This is a genomic window from Mesorhizobium silamurunense, from assembly GCF_014843825.1.
Taxonomy (GTDB): Bacteria; Pseudomonadota; Alphaproteobacteria; order Rhizobiales; family Rhizobiaceae; genus Mesorhizobium; species Mesorhizobium silamurunense.
The window spans coordinates 1-15466 of the sequence record NZ_JHQR01000130.1 but is presented as its reverse complement, the minus strand read 5'-3'; the positions used below and the strand labels follow the sequence as shown (position 1 = coordinate 15466).

The following is a 15466-nucleotide window of genomic DNA, read 5'->3' as shown; positions in this document are numbered from 1 at the left end:
GGAAACCGAGACTACCCTGGCCGCCGCCCAGGCGCGCTGGGATCGCGAAAAGGCGCTGGTGGCCGAAATCCTCGACCTGCGCGCCAAACTGCGCGGCGAGGGCGTGCCGCTCGACGCGGCGGCAGCCGACGAGGCCGGCGAGGAAACAGAGAGCGCGGAGGGTGCGGCAAAGGCGCCTGAGCAAAAGCCCGACGAGAGCAAGGCTGCCGAGACCAAGAAAGCCAAGGCCTCGAAAGCCAAGGGGGCCAAGGCTGCAAAGGCCGAAGCAGCTTCCGCTGAGCCGGCGGATGAAGCCGCCGCCGATCTCGCGCGGTTGCGCGAACTGATGGCGGAACTAGCCGAGGCGCAGGGCGAGACGCCGCTGATCCTGCCGTCGGTCGACCGCAATGCGGTCGCCGCGGTTGTGCAGGACTGGACCGGCATCCCGACCGGACGCATGCTGTCCAGCCAGACCGAAAAGGCCCTCAGGCTCGCCGCGACCTTGTCCGAGCGGGTGGTCGGCCAGGATCATGCGATGGAGATGATCGCCAGGCGCGTGCAGACCAGCCGCGCCGGGCTCGGCGCTCCGGAAAAGCCGGTAGGTGTGTTTCTGCTCTGCGGCCCCTCCGGCGTCGGCAAGACCGAGACCGCGCTGGCGCTCGCCGAGACGCTCTATGGCGGCGAGCAGAACCTGATCTCGATCAACATGTCCGAGTTCCAGGAGGCGCACACGGTCTCGACGCTGAAGGGCGCGCCACCCGGCTATGTCGGCTACGGCAAGGGCGGCATCCTGACCGAGGCGGTGCGCCGAAAGCCCTATTCGGTGATCCTGCTCGACGAGGTCGAGAAGGCGCATCCCGACGTGCACGAGATCTTCTTCCAGGTCTTCGACAAGGGAATGATGGACGACAGCGAGGGCCGGCGCATCGACTTCAAGAACACGCTGATCCTGCTCACCTCGAATGTCGGCTCCGACGTCATCATGGGCCGCACGAAAAACGGCACCGTGCGGACCGGCATCGACGATCTCGACGCGGCCCTGCGCGCGCCGCTGCTGAAAGTATTCCCGGCCGCCTTCCTCGGCCGGGTGGTCACCATACCCTATTATCCGCTGTCGGATGCGATGATCGAGGCGATCGCCCGGCACCAGTTCGCCAAGATCGCACGGCGACTTAAGGCGACCAACGATGCGGAACTGGTGATCGGCGACGGCGTCATGGACTTGGTCAAGGCGCGCTGCACCGAGATCGAATCCGGCGGCCGCATGATCGACGCCATCCTCACCAACACGCTGCTGCCGGAGCTCAGCCGCGGCGTGCTCAACCGCTCGCTGGACGGCGCGAAGATGACGAAGGTCACCGTCGGCGCGTCCAAGGAAGGCTTCACCTACTCTTTCGAGTAGTGGGGCCGCGTAGCGGGGCTTCGGGGCGCAAAAAAATCGGCGCCATGTCACATTGGGCGGGTCCCCACTCGTCTTGAGGTCGGAACCAACGAAAGGAACCGACCATGACTGCCAGACTTGACCCCCTCGCCGCCGCTCCGTCGCTGATGAAGGAGTGGCACCGCGCCTCGCTCGCCATCGCTTCCAGCCTCGATCCGGCTCTTGCCGAGCTCATCGAGATACGCGCCTCGCAGATCAACGGCTGCGCCAACTGCATCAACATGCACACGACCTATGCCCGTGAACGCGGAGAGACCGAGCAGCGCGTCTACCTGCTGGCGGCCTGGCGCGAGGCGCCGTGCTATACCGATCGTGAACGCGCGGCGCTTGGCTGGACCGAGGCGCTGACGCGGATCAGCGAAGGCCATACGCATGAGGCCGCGTATGAAGTGCTGAAGGACCATTTCACCGAGGAGGAGCGGGTGAAGATCACCTTGATGATCAATATCATCAACGGCTGGAACCGCATCGCGGTCGGCTTCGGCGGCTTCGTCGATCCGGCGGCCCTGAAGGCTGCCAATGCCAAGGCCTCCAACAAGGCGGCCGCGGCTTGATGACGGAGTCAACATCCGAGGGCGCGGCGGCGGCTTTCGAGCCGCTGCGCCCGAAGCTCATGCGGGTCGCCTACCGGATGCTGGGTTCGTTGGCCGACGCCGAGGACATGATGCAGGAGGCCTTCATCCGCTGGATGAGGGCCGACCGCGCCGAGGTGCGCGAGCCTGAGGCTTTTTTGCGCCGCACGGTCACGCGCCTCTGCCTCGACCAGCTCAAATCCGCCCGCCACCGGCGCGAGACCTATGTCGGCTCCTGGCTTCCCGATCCTGTCGTCGAAGAAGACGAACCGGACGACGTCGCCTTGCCGTTGATGCTGGCGCTGGAGCGCCTGTCGCCACTCGAGCGGGCGGCCTTCCTGCTGCACGACGTCTTCGGGCTGCAGTTCGAGGAGGTCGCGGCGGAGATCGAGCGCGACCCAGCCGCGTGCCGCCAGCTCGCCGCCCGTGCCCGCAACCATGTCCGCGAGGCGCGGCCGCGTTTCAAGGTCGAGAAAGAGCGCGGCCTGGAGCTTGCCGAAGCCTTCTTCAACGCCTCGCGCAGCGGCGGCGCTGGGCGCCATGTTGAGCGCCGAAGTCAGCGCCCACGCCGATGGCGGCGGCAAGCGCCCGGCGGCTATTGCGCCGGTCTTCGGCTACGATGCCGTGATGAAGCAATACGCGACCGTTGTCGCCTGGCTTAAGGACAACCGCTCGCAGCTTGTCCGCTTTGGCTTCATCAACGGATTGCCCGGCTTCGTCACGCTCGAAGCCGATGGCGAGCTCCAGACGACCGCGCTGGACATCGAGGACGGCAAGATCACGGCGATCTATGTGATGCGCAACCCCGACAAGCTGAGGCACCTGCATTAGAAACCGCGCCTGGTGAAGCACAAGGCCGCCGACGGAACCTTTGTTCCGCTGGCGATTTTGGCTATATGTTTTTGGGTACTGGATGGCCAGAAGGGTTGCTGACGATGACGACGAAAAGCCTTGCAATCTCCGCTCTCGTTCTGGCTACGGCCATTAGCGCATCTGGCCCGGCATTCGCCGGGGATCGGCACCATAAGCGCCTGGTCGAGCAGGAGCGCTATGTTCCGGCCGAAGGCGACCTCATCGACATCCTGTTCGGCGGTCCACGCTATTATGACGCCATGCTGGTCACCACGGCGGCGGGCGCCTGCTCCTACCACCGGACGGGGCCGGACGCGAACGCACTGAACAAGATCAACGATCATCATTGCGGAAAATAGCTGCCGCCCGCGGCGCGCGTTGAACCTGCGCGCACGGCCGTCGGCAAGCCACAACCGTTTCTGTTCACTCTTCCTGCGAACGCTGATCGGGTTCGCCCACGATGGCTGCTGCTCGGGCGGTAACCTCCTTTGAGCACTGCCCTGCCGCAGGCAAATCGGCCATCGCACACATTCTTTCCAACGATTGTATACAATAATCAAGAAAGATGTTGACAATCTGTCGCAGTGGGTTTCCCTTAAGCCATCCGCGCAAGCCTACGAGCAAAACAAAGCGCGATAACCAGAAGGGGAACTGCAGATGATCAACCGACGCTCGACTCTGAAATCGATGGTGCTTGGCGCCGTCTCGACCCTGGCGATTGCCGCTGTTGGCATTCCGTCCGCACAGGCTGAGAACAAGGAACTGAAAATCGGCTTCGTTGGCGTCACCAGCGGCCCAGCCGCCGCCTGGGGCACGTCCAATGTGCGCTCGATGCAGACGCGCGCCGCCTGGCTCAACGAAAAAGGCGGCGTCAAGATCGGCGACGACACCTACAACATCAACATCGTCACCTTCGACGACCAGAAAGATCCCAAGCGTGCCATCGCCGGCATGGAAAAGATGGCGCAGGAAGGTATCCACTATGTGGTCGGACCGAATGTCGATGACGGCGCGGCCGCGGTGCGCCCTGTCGCCGAGGCAAACGGCATCATCTATTTCCCCTATGCCTTCCCGAAGGCGCTTTACCAGAAGCCAGCCTCGAATGCCGTGCTCGGCATGATCGCCAACTACCAGTCGGGTCCGGCGATCTATAAATATCTAAAGGAAAACAAGGGCGTGAAGACGATCGCCTTTGTCGCCGCGAACGAATCCGATCCGCTCAGCCAGCGTGACAGCGGCGTCGAGGCGGCCAAGGCGCTCGGGCTCGATGTCGTGGCGCAGAACGACACCTATCAGAACGATACCCGTGACTTCACGCCGGTGCTGACGCCGATCGTCGCGCTGAAGCCCGATCTGCTGGTGCTGTCGGGCGTGGCGCCGGCCAACGCGCCGCTGCTCATCCGCGCCGCCCGTGAACTCGGCTTCGAAGGCCTGATCTCGACCGAAACGGCGCAGGACGCCAAGGTTCTGGAGGAGGGCGCCGGCGAATATGCCAACGGCTTCATCTCCGTCGGCGGCGCCTCCACGCCGGAGATTGCTTCGGATGAAATGAAGGAGTTCGTCGCCCGCTACACCAAGATGTTTGGCGAGTACAACGACGAGTCCAACACCAAGGTCTACGCGCTGGAATACATCATCGACACGCTTAAGGCCAATCCGGCCGCCATCAACAACGTCGACGAATTCAAGAAGACCATGGACACCTTCTCGGCGCCCAATCCCTTCCTGAAGGGCGACGCCAAGCTGAGCTATGTCGGCGCAACCTCGTTCGGCCAGAAGCGCCAGCTCGCCGTGCCGATGGTGGTCAACGAGTATAAGGACGGCGCTTTCCAGACCCTGTTCGTCGGCTCCGTCGACTAGGGTTAGGTTCCTAAGGTTGCTTCCTCCCGCATGCCGGGGGTCCGGGCGATGGTCCGGACCCCGCGGAAGACAGAAGGTGTCCATGGAACAGGTCATCGCCAACGGGTTGTATCTCGGTGCCCAATATGCGCTGATCGCGCTGGGCCTCACCCTGATCTTCGCCCTGATGAACGTGCTGAACTTTGCCCACGGGCAGATGTACGTTTTGGGCGGGTTCATCACTTACACCGTCTACGGCCAGCTCGGCCTGCCCTTCGTGATGGCGCTGCTGGCGTCCGGCATCACGCTCGCCATCATCGGCGCCCTGATGGAGAAATTCCTCTTTCGCACCGTCATCAGGCGCAGCCTGCGCGAGGAAAGCACGATGCTGCTCGCCGCGGCGACAGCCTTCTTTTTCGACGCGGTCATCCTGCTGTTGTTCGGTGAGAAGCAGCGCGGCGTTCCCAAGATCGTCAAAGGCGTTTTCAACGAGGGCGGCATCATCATGCCTTACGACCGTCTGGTCGTCGGCGCCCTCGCTTTGATCTTCATCGCGGCCTTCGTCCTCTACATGCAGTATAGCCGGGTCGGGCGCGCCATGCGGGCGCTGGCCCAGGATCGCGTCGCCGCGCAATTGATGGGCGTCAAGGTCGATCGCTATTCGATGATCGGCTTTGCCATGGGCGCTATGCTGGCCGGCATCGTCGGCGGCCTTCTGGTCACAATTACCGGCGTCAATTCCGGCATCGGCGGGCCGATCTCGATCAAGGCCTTCCTGATGGTGATGATCGGGGGCGCCGGCGTCGTGGGCGGTGCGATCGCCGGTGGCTTCATTCTCGGCATGATGGAGTCGATCGGCCTTACCGTGCTGCGTCAGTACGGTGACGTCACATACCTCGCCATCTTTGCTGCGCTGATGGTGTTCCTGTCGATCCGCCCCAACGGGTTGATGGGCAAGCCGTGGGGTTGATCGTGCCATGACGCATCCTGCCATGATGCTCAGCGTGAAAATCGCCTCGGTAGCTGCCTTCCTGGCGATCGTCTTTATCGCCGTGCCGGTTCTGATCGCGGCGAGCGGCCGCACCGACCTCTATTACACGCTTACCTCCGTGGCACTGCTCAGCATCGCCAGCGCCGGCGTGTGGTTCACCTTCTATATCGGCCGGATCAATATCGGCCAGGGCGCCTATGCGCTGATGGGCGGCTATGTGTCGGCCATCCTGGTGATGAACCACGGCTGGTCGTTCTGGCCGACGCTGCCGGTCGCAGGCCTGTTCTGCGCGGCAGCAAGCGTGCTCATCGGCCTGCCGATACTGCGCTTGCGCGGGGTCTACTTCGCCATGGTGACGCTGACGCTGACCGAGGTCGCTCGGCTGCTGGCGCTGGCGCTGCCGATCACCAACGGCGCCAAGGGCATCGTCAGCATCCCGCTTCCCGGCGCGCTCTCGGTCTTCGGCCTCACCATCATTCCCGATTTCGCCACGTTGCAGAATTCCCGCCTGGCCTTCTACCTGCTGGCGGTCACGCTCATGGTGGTCTGCTTCGCGGTGATGTACCGGCTGGTTCACTCGCGTATCGGCAAGCTCTGTCAGTCGCTACAGCAAAACGAGGAACTGGCCTCGTCCATCGGCGTCAACATCGCCTATCTGCGCGTCATCGCCTACGCCGTTTCGTCCTTTTTCGGCGGTGTCGCCGGCGCGATCTTCGCTGCCATTTCGCAATCGATCTATCCGTCGAGTTTCACCGTCACCGATTCCGTCAACTTCATGCTGAACTGTTTCCTCGGCGGTCTTGGCTACGTGTTCGGGCCAATGCTCGGCACGCTGGTGCTCTATTTCGGCTGGGACCTGCTCTTCCAGACCGGCCAGTTCCAGCTCCTGATCTACTCGGGCCTGATGATCGTGCTGATGCTTGTCTTACCCAATGGGCTGCTCAGCCTCGCCCTCCCGAGCCGGAAGAGTTGAGCCATGGCTGACATGCTCGAAGTTTCAGGCCTGACGAAACGCTTCGGCGGTCTTGTCGCCGTCAACAACGTTTCCTTCTCGGTGCGCGAGAAGGAAATCCTCTCGGTCATCGGCCCCAACGGTGCCGGCAAATCGACGCTGTTCAAGCTGATCTCGTCGTTCCTCAGGCCGACATCCGGCGAAGTGCGCCTGAAGGGTGAGCGTATCTCGAACCTCGCGCCGCACATCGCCGCCCGCAAGGGCGTCGTGCGAACCTTTCAGGAAACGACGATCTTCAAGAATATGAGCGTGCGCGACAACGTCATTATCGCTCACCATTTGCGCTCAAGGGCGAATCTGTTCGGCTTCTTCCTCGGCACGGGCACGGCCAAGGCCGACGAGGCAGCCTTCGGCCAATCGGCCGACGAGATCCTGGCGCTGCTCGGCCTGGCCTCGCTTGCCGGCGAGACCGCCCACAACCTACCGCACGGCCATTTGCGGGCGCTTGGCATCGCCATCGGCCTCGCCACGAACCCTTCGATCCTGCTGCTGGACGAGCCTTTCGCCGGCATGAACCACGACGAGACGATGCGCATGGTGGCGATGGTGCGGCGCCTGCGCGATCTCGGCCTCACCATCCTGCTGGTCGAGCATGACATGCCGGCCGTGATGAAGATCTCGGACCGCATCGTGGTCCTCAATTTCGGGCAGAAGATCGCCGAGGGAACGCCGTCGGAAATCCAGGCCAACGAGAAGGTCATCGAAGCCTATCTCGGCAGCGAAGACGAGGCGATCGGCCTATGAACCAGATCCTGAAATTCGCCGGCGTCGAGCTCTATTACGATCACGTCTACGCGCTGAAGGGCGTCTCGCTCGAGGTCAATGAAGGCGAGACCGTCGCGCTGATCGGCGCCAATGGCGCCGGCAAGTCGTCGATCCTTCGCGCCATCACCGGCCTGCGCAAGATCAGGTCGGGCCAGATCCACTACAGCGGCAAGCGCATCGACGGCGCCGCCCCGGACGAGATCGTCAAGATGGGCATCGCCATGGTGCCGGAGGGGCGCCGCGTCTTCCCCTATATGACGGTCAGGGACAACCTGCTGATGGGCGCCTTCACGCGCTCCAGCAAGGCCGAAATCGCTGCATCGATGGAGATGGTGCTGGGGCGCTTCCCCAGGCTTAAGGAGCGCTTCTCGCAGGCCGCCGGCACGATGAGCGGCGGCGAGCAGCAGATGCTGGTCATCGGCCGCGCGCTGATGGCGAAGCCGAGGCTTTTGCTGCTCGACGAGCCGTCGCTCGGCGTGGCGCCCAAACTCGTCCAGGACATCGCCCGCTCGATCGTCGCCATCAACCGCGACGAGAAGGTCAGCGTTTTGCTGGTCGAGCAGAATTCGCGCATGGCGCTCCGCATCTCGCAGCGCGCCTATGCGCTGACCACCGGAAGCGTCGCGCTGAGCGGCAACTCCGCCGAATTGCTGACCGACGACCGGGTCAAGCGTCTTTATCTCGGCGGCGAGATCTGAGGCTGATTTTAATGCGCATACTCGTCATCAATCCCAACACCACCGCGTCGATGACCGCCAAGATCGGCAAGGCGGCGGCAAGCGTTGCGTCCACGGGAACCGAGATCATCGCCGTCAATCCGGCCGATGGTCCGCCGAGCATCGAGGGCTATTTCGACGAGGTCTTCGCCGTGCCGGGCATCATCGCCGAGATGGGCAAGGCGCCGGCGGCGGATGCCTATGTGATCGCCTGCTTCGACGACACCGGGCTCGATGCCGCGCGCTGCGCGACCGAAGCTCCCGTCATCGGCATCGGCGAGGCGGCCTTCCATCTCGCCAGCCTCGTCGCCGGCAGGTTCAGCGTCGTCACCACGCTTGCCCGCTCGGTTCCCGCCATCGAGCACAATCTGGCGAAATACGGGCTCGCCTCGCGCTGCGCCAAAGTGCGCTCGTCCGAAGTCGCCGTGCTCGACCTCGAACAGCCAGGCTCGAATGCCAGGCACAGGATATCGGACGAGATCGCGCGCGCCATCCGCGAGGACCACGCCGAGGCGATCGTGCTTGGCTGCGCCGGCATGGCCGACCTCGCCCACGAGCTTTCGGAGGAGCATGGCGTTCCCGTCCTCGACGGCGTCGTCTGCGCGGTGACGCTGGCCGAGAGCCTGCTCAAGGTTGGTCTGAAGACGTCGAAGGTCGGCGGCTATGCCGCGCCGCGCGGCAAGCGCTTCGCCGGCATCTTTGCTTCGGCGTCGCCGGCAGGCGCCGGTTCGCCCGGCTAGCGGCCCTGGGAGATCGGATCCCTCGGGATTGACCGGGGCGCGAGCGACATTAGGATTGGATTGGCCGCTGGCGATTTGGGGGCAGAACGGGCCGCGTCGGGCCTGCGCATTGAAAGCATGTTGACGGTACTCAAGGAAGAAGATCGCGACGACAAGCCGGCAGCGCGCTGGTCGCCGATCTACTATGGGCTGAGGGACGCCATCGTCAGCCATCGTCTCGCTCCGGGCACCAAGCTGCCGGAAGACGAGCTGGCGTCGATCTATTCGGTGAGCCGCACCGTCGTCCGCGCCGCCCTGCAGGCCCTTGCCCATGACCGGCTGGCGCGGCTGGAGCCCAATCGCGGCGCGTTCGTCGCGCAGCCGTCGAAGATCGAGGCGCGAGAGGTGTTCGAGGCGAGGGCGCTGATCGAGCCCAAGGTGGCCGCACTTGCCGCCAGGGCGGCGATGCCGTCGGACATCGCGCAATTGCGGGCACATCTGGAGAAGGAGCATGAGGCGCTGCATGATGGCCGCGACAGCGACGCCATCATGCTTTCGGCGCGCTTCCATGTCGGCATCGCCGAGATCGCCGCGCATTCGGTGTTCACCAATTTCGTGCGCGACCTCGTCTCGCACTCCTCGCTGATCATCGCGCTCTACTGGAAGCGCCGCGACGCGACCTGCGAGAAGCACGCCCATCACGCTCTGGTCGACGCGATCGAAGCCGGCGACAGCGCCGACGCCGCGGCCCTGATGAACAGCCACCTGGTCGATCTGCTTTCGGGGCTGGACCTCACCGACAAGGTGGAGAAGTCCGACAGCCTGGCGGATTTGCTGCGCGCATAAGTCAGGTGGCTCGGCTTGGGAAAGCCGAGCCGTAGAATCTCGGGCGCCCGCTCGTCAGGCCGCGGCTGCCTGCGAATAATCCATCCGCTCGAGGTCGGCGATGAGCCCCGGTCCGGTCGGCTGCCAGCCGAGATGCTCCCGCGTCCACGCGCTGGAGGCCGGCATGTCGAGACCGGCGAACATGGCTAACCATCCGAAATGGTCCGCGGCCTCTTCCGTCGACAGCGAGACCACCGGCACATTGAGGCCGCCACCGATCGTCTCCGCGATCTCGCGCATCGCAATGCCTTCTTCGGCGACAGCGTTGTAGCGAACGCCGGCTTCCTGCTTGTCCAGCGCCAACTGGTAGAGCTTCGCGACGTCCAGCACATGCGCCGCCGACCACCGGTTGCGGCCTTCGCCAAGATAGGCTGACACGCCCTTGGCGCGCGTCACCTCGATGAGCGGCGTGATCAGGCCCTGCTTCACCGTGTCATGCACCTGCGGCAGCCGCACTACCGATACCTTGACGCCCTTCTCAGCCATCGCCGCGCCGGTAAGCTCTGACAGGATGCGCGGATTGGGATGCTCGGTGTTGAAGGCATCTTCCTTCGCCGCTTGTCCGGGCCCTGCACTGCCCATGCCGACGCCGGAGGTGATGAGCAGCAGCCGGTCCGAACCGGCCAGCGCGCCGCCCAGCACTTCGATCACCCGCTTGTCCTTCTCGCAGTTCGCCACGAAATTCGAAAAATCGTGATCGAAGGCGGTGTGGATCACGGCATCGGAGCGCGCCGCGCCCTCGCGGAGGCTGTCGAGGTCTTCGAGGTCGCCGCGATGGGCCTCGGCGCCGGCGGCTGCAAGGGCGCGCGCGCCTGCGTCGGATCGCGTCAGGCCGAGCACTTGATGCCCGGCGGCAAGGAGTTCCGGAACTATTCTGGAACCGATGAAACCGGTCGCGCCGGTAAGGAATACACGCATGGGAGGGGCTCCTCTGTTGTTCGGAGGCCCTTGTCGCGCCATAGCTCATTCTGTTAAAGTAGTGATCTTATCATGGTATAATAGTCAACAGGATCGCAATGCCTGCCGAGGCGACCAGCAAGCTTGGCAACTTTCTTCGGGACCGCCGCATGCGTCTCGATCCGGTTGCCTTCGGCTTCACCACGGGGCGCCGGCGCACGCAGGGCCTGCGCCGCGAAGAGGTGGCGCAGCGCGCCAATATCAGCCCGACCTGGTACACGTGGCTGGAGCAGGGGCGGGGAGGGGCTCCGTCCGCGGATGTGCTCAACCGCATCGCCACCGGCCTCATGCTGACCGAGCCCGAACGGGAGCATCTGTTCATGCTGGGCCTCGGGCGTCCGCCGGAGGTCCGCTACAAGAGCGTGGACAGCGTGACGCCGCGCCTGCAGCGCGTGCTGGACGCCCTCGAGACCAGTCCGGCAATCATCAAGACCGCGACGTGGGACGTCGTTGCATGGAACCGCGCCGCCGCCGCGCTGCTGACCGACTATTCGAAGCTTCCCCGCGAGCAGCGCAACATCCTGCGCCTCATGTTCGGCAACCCGCGCGTGCGCGCCGCGCAGGATGACTGGCAAGGCGTCGCCCGCTTCGTGGTCGGGTCATTCCGGGCCGATGCCGCTCGCGCCGGCGCCGGCGCGGAGATCGCCGAACTGGTCGAGGAACTTTCACGGACCAGTCCGGAATTCGAAGCGCTGTGGCGGGACAACGACCTCGTCGCCGCTCACGGCGAAGGCGTGAAGCGTCTCCGGCACCCCGAGATTGGGCTGATCGAGCTGGAATTCTCGGTTTTCGCGGTCGACGGCCGCCCCGAACTCGGCATGGTGGTCTACAACCCCGTGAACGGTTCGGACGCCGAACGCATCCAATCGCTGATCGCTTCCCGCTCCGGCTGATAGATCAGGCCTGAGCCCGTGCCCGTTTTTGGGAAGCATCGGCGCCGCCTTGCGAGCGGATATGATCGATGAACGCGCGCAGCTTGGGCAGCACCTGATGCCTTTCCGGGTAGTAGAGAAAGACACCCGGCGATGTGGCGGCGAATGCCGAAAGCAGCGTTTCGAGGCGCCCGTCCGCGATTGCCGGGCTGGCGATCGGGCTGGGTACCTGGGCAAGCCCGGCGCCCTGGATCGCGGCTCCGAGAAGCGTGGGGTAGTCGTGCGCGATGAGTGGTCCGGTGACGATTGCCTCGATCGCCTTGTTGCCTTTGGCAAAGCGCCACGGCGCGACTGAACCGTTCGAGCGGCGCAGGCGCAGGCAGGCGTGGTGGCGCAGATCCTCGATGCGTTCCGGCATCGTTCGGTGGCGTAGATAGTCGGGGCTGCCGACAACCACCATCGGGAAGGGCGGCGTCAGCCGAACCGCGACCATGTCGGCCGCAATCAGATCGCCGAGTCGGATGCCGGCGTCGAATCCCTCGGCTGCGAGGTCGGCAAGCTCGCCGCTTGCGACGATCTCCAGCTCGATCTCGGGATAGGCCTGGCAGAAGGACGCGATCATCGGCTCCAGCAGGGTCGGCACCACCGCCGGCGGCACCGAGAGGCGCAAAAGTCCCGCCGGCCGCTGTCCTATCCCGCGCGCGATCTCGCTGGCGGCGATCAATTCCTCGAACGCCGGCCGGGCGTGCGCGAAGAAGCGCTCGCCCGCTTCGGTCAGCCCGACGCTGCGTGTCGTGCGCGTGAAGAGCGCGGCGCCAACACGCGCTTCCAGCGTCCGCACCGCCTGGCTGATCGCCGATGGCGTGACGCTAAGCTCCGCAGCCGCCTTGCGGAAGTTGCGATGCTTGGCGACGCTCAGGAACGCCTCGACGCCGTCGAGCGCGCCATGCCTGACTGTGAAGTTCTGCTTCATGACCCATCGACATTATCGCGGATAGTTGCCGGCACAAAGCGGTCGTATCTGTGTCGCGGATCGGAAGCCTGAAGGGAAATGGCAAATGACAGACGAGTTGGATCGCGTGCGCGATCACTACCGCGCGACCGGCCTGGCCGAGCGATTGAAGACGGTGCTGGTGGCCTTGGGGCCAGAGGAGCAGCGGCTGAAGCCCGAACAACTGGCTAGCCTCGACCAGTTCCACACCCGCGGGCTCGCCGCGACCGCCGAGCTTGCGAAATTGGCCGGCATCACGGCCGACATGTCGGTGCTCGACGTCGGATCCGGGGTGGGCGGGCCGGCCCGTTTTCTCGCCGCGACCTATGGCTGCGAGGTGACGGGCGTCGATCTCAGCGAGCCCTTTGTCGAAGCCGCGCAGTATCTGACCGCGCGGACGGGGCAGGGCGCACAAGTATCGTTCAAGGCTGGCAGCGCGCTGGCGCTTCCCCTCGATGACGGCGGTTTCGACGTCGTGTTGCTGCAGCATGTGGCGATGAACATAGCGGACCGGCCGCGACTTTATCGCGAGATCAGGCGCGTTCTGAAGTCGGGCGGAAAGTTCGCGACCTTCGACGTCGTGCTGAACGGCGGCGACCCGCACTATCCGGTTCCCTGGGCGAAGACGCCGGCGGAAAGCTTCCTGCTATCCGCCGCCGCGACCTGCGAGGCGATCGAGGCCGCCGGGTTCCGCATGCTTGTCCAGCAGGACGATACCGCCGAGGCGAAGACGTGGTTCGCTGCGCTGCGGGCGTCCGGGCCGCCGCCTTCACTGAATCTCGGCGTCGTCATGGGGCCGGGTTTCGCGGATTTCGCCGCCAATCTCGGGCGCAATCTCATGGAAGGCCGGCTGGGTGTCTTGAGCGCCGTGTTCGAGGCCGTTCCAAACAAGAGCTGAGAGGAGACAAAAATGTCGCCGGCGACGATCTTCAACATCCATCTCGTTCTGGGCTACGTGCCCTGGCTGCTTTGCTTCGGCGCCTATATCTGGCCAAGGCTCAAGTTCATGGACCGCACCGAGGCGCAGCGCGCAATAGCCACGCTGCACAGCTTCCGCTTCTTCGGGCTCGTCTTCCTGCTTCCGGGCGTCGTCGGTCCGAACCTGCCCGCCGGCTTCGTCGTCTTCGCCGCCTATGGCGATTTCGTGACCGGACTTCTGGCCATGCTGGCGTTGCTTGGCGCGAGGCGGCCTTCGATCTTCTGGCCGCTCGTGGTCGCCTTCAACCTAGTGGGCATAGTCGACCTTGTCGTCGATTATTACCACGGCACCGTGCTCGACCTTCCGGACCTGGCGGGGCAACTGGGCGCCGCCTACGCGATCCCGATCGTCTATGTGCCTCTGCTGATGATCACGCACGTCGCCGCCTTCTATCTGCTGGCGCGCCCTCAGCCCAAGATCGTGCCGGCCTCCGGCGATCGGCAAGCAGGCGGCCTCAGCTCTCTTCGCTCCCGTTCATCCGTTCGATGATCTCGGCCATCAAGCCCGCTGCAGCGGCGTCAGAGCCGGCCCATCCGTCCGGAACAGATGGCAGGCCGCCGCCGCGATATCGAGCACGATCGGCGTATGCAGCGGCGTTGCGTCGCCGCCCTCGGCCTGCACCACCAGCGACACGTCGGGCGCGATCTCGACATGGAAGATGGTCAGGCTGCCGAGCCGCTCCGCGAGCGCAGCCTGTCCCTTGAACGGTCCGTCGTTCGCGATCTTCAGATGCTCCGGCCGCATTCCGAGCAGCAGCTCGTCGCCGGCCTTCGCGCCGCCCGCCTCGGCGGGCACGGTCAGCGTCCTGCCGCCCGGCAGGAAGACGCCGATGCCTTCGCCCCCGGTTGACGCCACCTTCACCTTGATCAGGCTCATCTTCGGCGAGCCGATGAAGCCGGCGACGAAAATGTTGGCCGGCCGGTTGTAGAGGTCGAGCGGCGAGCCGACCTGCTCGATGTTGCCCGCGTTGAGCACGACGATCTTGTCGGCCATGGTCATGGCCTCGATCTGGTCGTGCGTGACATAGATCATCGTCGCCTGGAGCTGCTCATGAAGCCGCATCAGCTCCAGCCGCATGCTGACGCGCAGCGCTGCATCGAGGTTGGAGAGCGGCTCGTCGAACAGGAAGACCTTCGGGTTGCGCACGATGGCGCGCCCGATGGCGACGCGCTGGCGCTGGCCGCCGGAAAGCGCCTTCGGCCGCCGGTCGAGCAGATGCGCAAGCTGCAGCACGTCGGCCGCTTCCTTCACCTTGCGTTCGCGCTCCTGCGCGGGCACGCCGGCGATCTTCAGCGCGAAGCCCATGTTCTCCGCCACGCTCATATGCGGGTAGAGCGCGTAGGACTGGAACACCATGGCCAGCCCGCGCTCGGACGGGTCGATATCGTTGGCGCGCCCGCCATCGATGGTGAGGTCGCCGGCGGTGATCTTCTCCAGCCCGGCGATCATGCGCAGCAAGGTCGACTTTCCGCAGCCGGACGGTCCGACGAAGACGACGAATTCGCGATCCGCGACGTCGAGGTCGATGCCTTTGATGATCTCGGCCGATCCATAGGATTTGCGAACGCCGCGCAGCTTGAGCTCAGCCATGGCTTGCCTCCCTGGAGCCGGGTTTTTCGCCGGCGCCGTTCTTCGTCTCGTCGTTCTGCACCATCGCCAGCGCCGTGCCCGGCTCGCCCTCCCAAAGGATCAGGCTTGCCGCGCCGACCAGCCCGGCGCGGTCGCCGAGCTCCGCCGGCACGATCGGCACGTCGCGATAGGCTTGCATGGCGCGCTCATCGATCGTCGCCCTGATTCCCGGCGCCAGCAGGTCGAAGCCGTTGGCGAGCCCGCCGCCCATGACGATCACCTCCGGCGAATAGAGATGCAAAAGGTTGGTGAAGCCGACGCCGAGCC

17 protein-coding genes and 1 pseudogene are annotated in these 15466 nt (G+C 64.8%); 14 read left to right on the top strand and 4 right to left on the bottom strand.

Annotation, left to right across the window (positions count from 1 at the left end; translation table 11 throughout):
* The 11 genes and pseudogenes from DH10_RS15305 to DH10_RS15255 all read left to right on the top strand — a co-directional run.
* A partial coding sequence (locus tag DH10_RS15305) for an AAA family ATPase (protein WP_192384935.1) occupies positions 1-1381 on the top strand: 1381 nt, incomplete at its 5' end.
* Between the two features lie 104 nt (positions 1382-1485).
* Positions 1486-1974 (top strand): carboxymuconolactone decarboxylase family protein, encoded by a 489-nt coding sequence (locus DH10_RS15300; RefSeq protein ID WP_192254528.1) that lies wholly within the window; start codon positions 1486-1488, stop codon positions 1972-1974.
* Positions 1974-2823, top strand: a pseudogene (locus tag DH10_RS15295) (sigma-70 family RNA polymerase sigma factor). The gene DH10_RS15300 and the pseudogene DH10_RS15295 overlap by 1 nt, the downstream one beginning before the upstream one ends.
* A gap of 104 nt (positions 2824-2927) precedes the next feature.
* Complete coding sequence (locus DH10_RS15290; RefSeq protein ID WP_192254692.1) at positions 2928-3203, top strand: hypothetical protein; 276 nt, start codon at positions 2928-2930, stop codon at positions 3201-3203.
* A 298-nt stretch (positions 3204-3501) separates the two neighbouring features.
* Positions 3502-4704 carry an ABC transporter substrate-binding protein gene (locus DH10_RS15285; RefSeq protein WP_192254530.1) on the top strand — a complete coding sequence of 401 codons (1203 nt, stop codon included), beginning with the start codon at positions 3502-3504 and terminating at the stop codon, positions 4702-4704.
* An 82-nt stretch (positions 4705-4786) separates the two neighbouring features.
* A complete protein-coding gene (locus DH10_RS15280; RefSeq protein WP_192254532.1) occupies positions 4787-5653 on the top strand; it encodes a branched-chain amino acid ABC transporter permease in 867 nt (288 codons plus the stop codon).
* 7 nt (positions 5654-5660) lie between these two features.
* The gene (locus tag DH10_RS15275) at positions 5661-6647 is read left to right on the top strand and encodes a branched-chain amino acid ABC transporter permease (RefSeq protein WP_246506399.1); all 987 of its coding nucleotides are present in this window, start codon (positions 5661-5663) and stop codon (positions 6645-6647) included.
* A 3-nt stretch (positions 6648-6650) separates the two neighbouring features.
* A complete protein-coding gene (locus DH10_RS15270; RefSeq protein WP_192254534.1) occupies positions 6651-7430 on the top strand; it encodes an ABC transporter ATP-binding protein in 780 nt (259 codons plus the stop codon).
* Positions 7427-8149: an ABC transporter ATP-binding protein gene (locus tag DH10_RS15265; RefSeq protein ID WP_192254536.1), complete on the top strand. Its 723-nt coding sequence runs from the start codon at positions 7427-7429 to the stop codon at positions 8147-8149. Before DH10_RS15270 ends, DH10_RS15265 begins: the two co-directional genes overlap by 4 nt.
* A gap of 11 nt (positions 8150-8160) precedes the next feature.
* A complete protein-coding gene (locus tag DH10_RS15260) occupies positions 8161-8907 on the top strand; it encodes an aspartate/glutamate racemase family protein (RefSeq protein ID WP_192254538.1) in 747 nt (248 codons plus the stop codon).
* 117 nt (positions 8908-9024) lie between these two features.
* Entirely contained in the window at positions 9025-9732 is a 708-nt protein-coding gene (locus tag DH10_RS15255) for a GntR family transcriptional regulator (RefSeq protein WP_192254540.1), read from the top strand.
* 54 nt (positions 9733-9786) lie between these two features.
* On the opposite strand, the gene DH10_RS15250 is transcribed toward DH10_RS15255, so the two are convergent.
* Positions 9787-10689: an SDR family oxidoreductase gene (locus tag DH10_RS15250; RefSeq protein ID WP_192254542.1), complete on the bottom strand. Its 903-nt coding sequence runs from the start codon at positions 10687-10689 to the stop codon at positions 9787-9789.
* Between the two features lie 98 nt (positions 10690-10787).
* On the opposite strand from DH10_RS15250, the gene DH10_RS15245 reads away from it, so the two are divergent.
* Positions 10788-11621 (top strand): helix-turn-helix transcriptional regulator, encoded by an 834-nt coding sequence (locus tag DH10_RS15245; protein ID WP_192254544.1) that lies wholly within the window; start codon positions 10788-10790, stop codon positions 11619-11621.
* 4 nt (positions 11622-11625) lie between these two features.
* Here the strand turns inward: DH10_RS15245 and DH10_RS15240 are convergent, their stop codons facing one another.
* Positions 11626-12573, bottom strand: a complete 948-nt coding sequence (locus DH10_RS15240; protein ID WP_192254546.1) for a LysR family transcriptional regulator — start codon at positions 12571-12573, stop codon at positions 11626-11628.
* Positions 12574-12658: 85 nt separating this feature from the next.
* Here DH10_RS15240 and DH10_RS15235 point away from each other — a divergent pair, with 85 nt between their 5' ends.
* Positions 12659-13489: a class I SAM-dependent methyltransferase gene (locus DH10_RS15235; protein ID WP_192254547.1), complete on the top strand. Its 831-nt coding sequence runs from the start codon at positions 12659-12661 to the stop codon at positions 13487-13489.
* 12 nt (positions 13490-13501) lie between these two features.
* A complete protein-coding gene (locus DH10_RS15230; protein ID WP_192254549.1) occupies positions 13502-14059 on the top strand; it encodes a hypothetical protein in 558 nt (185 codons plus the stop codon).
* 9 nt (positions 14060-14068) lie between these two features.
* On the opposite strand, the gene DH10_RS15225 is transcribed toward DH10_RS15230, so the two are convergent.
* Together DH10_RS15225 and DH10_RS15220 are read right to left on the bottom strand one after the other, a co-directional pair.
* Positions 14069-15160 (bottom strand): ABC transporter ATP-binding protein, encoded by a 1092-nt coding sequence (locus DH10_RS15225; RefSeq protein ID WP_192254551.1) that lies wholly within the window; start codon positions 15158-15160, stop codon positions 14069-14071.
* On the bottom strand, positions 15153-15466 hold a 314-nt coding region (locus DH10_RS15220), incomplete at its 5' end, for an ROK family protein (RefSeq protein ID WP_192384934.1). The genes DH10_RS15220 and DH10_RS15225, both read right to left, overlap by 8 nt.

Bases quoted from the DNA above. Each gene is read 5' to 3' on its own strand.
- DH10_RS15265 (WP_192254536.1), top strand. From the start codon at position 7,427: ATGAACCAGATCCTGAAATTCGCCGGCGTCGAGCTCTATTACGATCAC.
- DH10_RS15225 (WP_192254551.1), bottom strand. From the start codon at position 15,160: ATGGCTGAGCTCAAGCTGCGCGGCGTTCGCAAATCCTATGGATCGGCC.
- DH10_RS15250 (WP_192254542.1), bottom strand. From the start codon at position 10,689: ATGCGTGTATTCCTTACCGGCGCGACCGGTTTCATCGGTTCCAGAATA.
- DH10_RS15285 (WP_192254530.1), top strand. From the start codon at position 3,502: ATGATCAACCGACGCTCGACTCTGAAATCGATGGTGCTTGGCGCCGTC.
- DH10_RS15275 (WP_246506399.1), top strand. From the start codon at position 5,661: ATGACGCATCCTGCCATGATGCTCAGCGTGAAAATCGCCTCGGTAGCT.
- DH10_RS15240 (WP_192254546.1), bottom strand. From the start codon at position 12,573: ATGAAGCAGAACTTCACAGTCAGGCATGGCGCGCTCGACGGCGTCGAG.
- DH10_RS15270 (WP_192254534.1), top strand. From the start codon at position 6,651: ATGGCTGACATGCTCGAAGTTTCAGGCCTGACGAAACGCTTCGGCGGT.
- DH10_RS15235 (WP_192254547.1), top strand. From the start codon at position 12,659: ATGACAGACGAGTTGGATCGCGTGCGCGATCACTACCGCGCGACCGGC.
- DH10_RS15280 (WP_192254532.1), top strand. From the start codon at position 4,787: ATGGAACAGGTCATCGCCAACGGGTTGTATCTCGGTGCCCAATATGCG.
- DH10_RS15300 (WP_192254528.1), top strand. From the start codon at position 1,486: ATGACTGCCAGACTTGACCCCCTCGCCGCCGCTCCGTCGCTGATGAAG.
- DH10_RS15260 (WP_192254538.1), top strand. From the start codon at position 8,161: ATGCGCATACTCGTCATCAATCCCAACACCACCGCGTCGATGACCGCC.
- DH10_RS15245 (WP_192254544.1), top strand. From the start codon at position 10,788: ATGCCTGCCGAGGCGACCAGCAAGCTTGGCAACTTTCTTCGGGACCGC.
- DH10_RS15230 (WP_192254549.1), top strand. From the start codon at position 13,502: ATGTCGCCGGCGACGATCTTCAACATCCATCTCGTTCTGGGCTACGTG.
- DH10_RS15290 (WP_192254692.1), top strand. From the start codon at position 2,928: ATGACGACGAAAAGCCTTGCAATCTCCGCTCTCGTTCTGGCTACGGCC.
- DH10_RS15255 (WP_192254540.1), top strand. From the start codon at position 9,025: ATGTTGACGGTACTCAAGGAAGAAGATCGCGACGACAAGCCGGCAGCG.